The sequence below is a fragment of the Flavobacterium sp. genome, from assembly GCF_028712645.1.
Taxonomy (GTDB): domain Bacteria; phylum Bacteroidota; class Bacteroidia; order Flavobacteriales; family Flavobacteriaceae; genus Flavobacterium.
The window spans coordinates 1-3,421 of sequence record NZ_JAQTPQ010000323.1 but is presented as its reverse complement, the minus strand read 5'-3'; the positions used below and the strand labels follow the sequence as shown (position 1 = coordinate 3,421).

The window sequence follows — 3,421 nt, the reverse complement described above, 5'->3', positions numbered from 1 at the left end:
CTGTAAAGGAGCAATATCCTGACAGGACTTTAATTGCTTGTTTAGAATTGCACACTTACAGTAGTTTGAATGCTGAATTCTTGAAAGAATATGAAGGCGCTATGGAATATGCCGATGTTGCGGTGGTTTTTTATTCGCCAGACGCGGTAAAAATTAAGCAATTGGAAGAAGTGACTTATGAGCAAATCGCAAAAGCTTTCAACAGAGAAGATTTGATTATTTATACTAATCCAAAGGATTTTAGAGATTTTATCTTCCATCAAAATTTTGAAAACTCCGCATTGTTGTTGATGAGTTCAGGGAATTATGGTGGATTGAATTTTGATGAGGTTAAGACTTTGATTGAATAAATTTATTAATGACAAACTGCTCCGCAAAGTCTCCGACTTTGAGGAATCGTTGGTCAGTCTTAGACTGACATAAAATAGTGCAAATTAAATTTTTTTAAAATAGGTTCGGTTACAGACCGAAAATCACTTCCTCAAAGTCAGAGACTTTGCGGAGCGAGGGTAGGATGTTTAAAAAGGAATAACTTAACAAATGGAACAAAATAATTTCCCAATAACGAATTGGTCTGAAGACGACAAACCTCGCGAAAAACTGATGCTAAAAGGCAAAAGTGCTTTGAGCGATGCGGAGTTGATTGCCATTCTAATTGGTTCTGGAAGTCGCAATGAATCGGCGGTGGGATTGAGCAAAAGGATTTTGGCAAGTGTCGATAACAATTTGAATGCTTTAGGAAAATTGACGATTCAGCAATTGATAAATTTCAAGGGAATAGGTGAAGCCAAAGCCATTTCGATTATTGCTGCAACAGAATTGGGAAGACGAAGAAGGGCAGAAGAGGCAGTCGAATTAACGAAAATTTCTTCCAGCAAGATGATTTTCGAATTGATGCAACCCATCATTGGCGAATTGCCACACGAAGAATTTTGGGTTTTATTTTTGAACAATTCGAATAAAGTGCTGTCTAAATCGCAACAGGGCAAAGGAGGAATTACAGGAACTATTGTTGATGCTCGATTGGTTTTTAAAACCGCTCTCGAAATTGGTGCAACTTCACTAATTTTATGTCATAATCATCCTTCGGGAACTTTGATTCCTAGTGATGCCGACAAGCAAATTACCAAAAAATTAAAAGAAGCAGGTAGAAACTTGGATATTAATGTGTTGGATCATATTATCATTGCCGAAAATGGTTTTTACAGTTTTAATGACGAAGGAATTTTTTAATATGAAAACGAATACAAATATAACAGACGTCTTTTTTGATTTGGACCACACGCTTTGGGACTTCGAAAAAAACTCGGCATTGGCTTTTGAAACTATTTTTAAAATGAAAGAGTTAGCAGTCAATATGGAGGAATTTCTCCTTTTTTATGTGCCAATAAATAAGGAATATTGGGAAAGGTATCGTAAAGACGAAATATCTCAAAAAGAATTGCGTTTTGGTAGATTGAAAGATACTTTTGATTTAATGAAATTCACTATTGCTGATGATGAAATTGTGGTTTTGTCAGAACAATATCTTATTTATTTGCCAACATTCAATCATTTATTTGATGGCGCTGTAGTTATTTTAGACTATTTGAAACCTAAATATAATTTGCATATTATTACCAATGGTTTTGCAGAAATTCAAGGGAATAAATTGAACAATTCGTATATTACACATTATTTCAAAACGATTACCAATTCAGAAATGGCGGGAGTTAAAAAACCCAATCCAATGATTTTTGAATATGCTTTGGATTTAGCCAAAACCCAAAAAGAAAATAGTATTATGATTGGCGATTGCATTGATGCAGATGTAAAAGGAGCTTTAGATGCTGGGTTAGATGCAATTTTTTTTAATGAAAGCAATGCTCCTGTGTCAGAAAATATTAAACAAGTAAACCATTTATTAGACCTTAAAAAATATTTATAAATTATGAAAACACGATTCTTATTCCTGATGTTATTTATTGCGAGCTATAGTTTCTCGCAATCGGTAAATGATTATAAAGCGGTAATTATTCCAATGAAATATGATTTTCTAAGAGAAGAAAATCAATATCGCCTTCAAACCATCACCAAAATTAATTTACAAAAAGCAGGGTTTCGGTCATTTTATGTCAATGAATCAATTCCTGCAGAATTTAAAGATAGATGTAACTTGTTATCCGTTGATGTGAAGAAAGAAAATGCCTTCTTGGCAACCAAACTTTCCATTATATTTAAGGATTGTTATGGTGTTGTTATTTATCAATCTGCCATTGGAAAAAGCAGAGAAAAAGAATGGGGATTAGCTTATTATGAAGCGTTAAATGATGCTTTTAAATCGGTTTATGATTTGAATTATAAATACAATGGTAATACAAATACTGGGACGAAATCAGCAGTTGTTTCTGAATCAACTCCTTTAGTTTCAACTCCAGCTGCTGCTGTGGTTGTGCCAATAAATAAAGAGACAAACGAACCTAAAACTACTGAAAATACAAGTGCTAATTTACTTTATGCCCAACCCACCTCTTATGGTTATCAATTAATTAATAGTGAGCCAAAAGTGGTTATGAAAGTCTATAAGACATCGAATCCTGCCAGTTTTATGGCAATAAAAGGAAGTGTTCAAGGGGTTTTAGTTTCTAAAGAAAATCAGTGGTTTTTCGAATATTATCAAAACGATCAATTATTTTCAGAAAAAGTGGAGGTTAAGTTTTAGGGTTATATAATGAATGTTATATTTAAAAATAAAAGTTATGAATTTAGTCACACAACGCAACAATATTGTTCATAGAATTTTAGATATTTCGGATTTGAAATTACTAAATCAAATTGAAAAATTACTTGATAAAGAGGTCTTTGCTTATACAACATCAGGAAAACCACTTTCTGTAAAAGAATATAAAGATCATTTAGACGAAATAATGATTGCTTCTGATTCTGGGGCTGTTGGCTATTCAACTGAGGAAGGGAAAAGTAAAATTAAGCGGAAATGAAAGTTGTAGAATGGTCCGAAGAATCTATATTTTCTATGCAATCTATTTATGATTATATTTTTGAAGAAAGCCCACAAAATGCGGATTTAGTTATTGATACCTTGTTTGATTTAGGAGGAAAATTAAATATATTTCCAAAAAAAAATCCAAAAGAACCGCTTTATAATTCTGAAGAAATTAGATTTTTTCCCAAATGGAATTACAAAATAATTTATAGAATCGAAGAAAATAGAATTTACATATTAGATGTTTTTTCGACTTTACAAGAGAATAGAAAAGTGAAAATTTAGGGTTTAATAGTCAAAAATAGTTGGTAAAAATGCTGTAAAGCATTATAAAATATGATGTTTCCAAAAGTTTATTGAAATTCGTTTCAATAAACTTTTTTATTTATGACAAATTCAAAAAAAAGCGTTGTCCAACGTGCAAAAGTCTTCAAACTA

General features: G+C 32.1%; 5 protein-coding genes and 1 pseudogene. All 6 read left to right on the top strand.

Annotated elements, in window-relative coordinates; translation table 11 throughout:
- A pseudogene (locus tag PHC28_RS17185) lies at positions 1 to 350 on the top strand (peptidoglycan synthetase); the annotation flags it as partial.
- Positions 351 to 540: 190 nt separating this feature from the next.
- Entirely contained in the window at positions 541 to 1,233 is a 693-nt protein-coding gene (radC, locus tag PHC28_RS17180) for a DNA repair protein RadC (protein WP_300103452.1), read from the top strand.
- A gap of 1 nt (position 1,234) precedes the next feature.
- Positions 1,235 to 1,927 (top strand): YjjG family noncanonical pyrimidine nucleotidase, encoded by a 693-nt coding sequence (locus PHC28_RS17175; protein ID WP_300103450.1) that lies wholly within the window; start codon positions 1,235 to 1,237, stop codon positions 1,925 to 1,927.
- A gap of 3 nt (positions 1,928 to 1,930) precedes the next feature.
- Positions 1,931 to 2,701, top strand: a complete 771-nt coding sequence (locus PHC28_RS17170) for a hypothetical protein (RefSeq protein WP_300103448.1) — start codon at positions 1,931 to 1,933, stop codon at positions 2,699 to 2,701.
- Positions 2,702 to 2,738: 37 nt separating this feature from the next.
- Positions 2,739 to 2,978: a hypothetical protein gene (locus PHC28_RS17165; RefSeq protein WP_300103446.1), complete on the top strand. Its 240-nt coding sequence runs from the start codon at positions 2,739 to 2,741 to the stop codon at positions 2,976 to 2,978.
- Complete coding sequence (locus PHC28_RS17160; protein WP_300103444.1) at positions 2,975 to 3,268, top strand: type II toxin-antitoxin system RelE/ParE family toxin; 294 nt, start codon at positions 2,975 to 2,977, stop codon at positions 3,266 to 3,268. Before PHC28_RS17165 ends, PHC28_RS17160 begins: the two co-directional genes overlap by 4 nt.
- The last annotated feature ends 153 nt before the right edge of the window (positions 3,269 to 3,421 follow it).

Excerpts from the sequence above, each read along its gene's own strand:
- PHC28_RS17170 (WP_300103448.1), top strand. The coding sequence starts at position 1,931 with ATGAAAACACGATTCTTATTCCTGATGTTATTTATTGCGAGCTATAGT.
- radC (WP_300103452.1), top strand. The coding sequence starts at position 541 with ATGGAACAAAATAATTTCCCAATAACGAATTGGTCTGAAGACGACAAA.
- PHC28_RS17160 (WP_300103444.1), top strand. The coding sequence starts at position 2,975 with ATGAAAGTTGTAGAATGGTCCGAAGAATCTATATTTTCTATGCAATCT.
- PHC28_RS17165 (WP_300103446.1), top strand. The coding sequence starts at position 2,739 with ATGAATTTAGTCACACAACGCAACAATATTGTTCATAGAATTTTAGAT.
- PHC28_RS17175 (WP_300103450.1), top strand. The coding sequence starts at position 1,235 with ATGAAAACGAATACAAATATAACAGACGTCTTTTTTGATTTGGACCAC.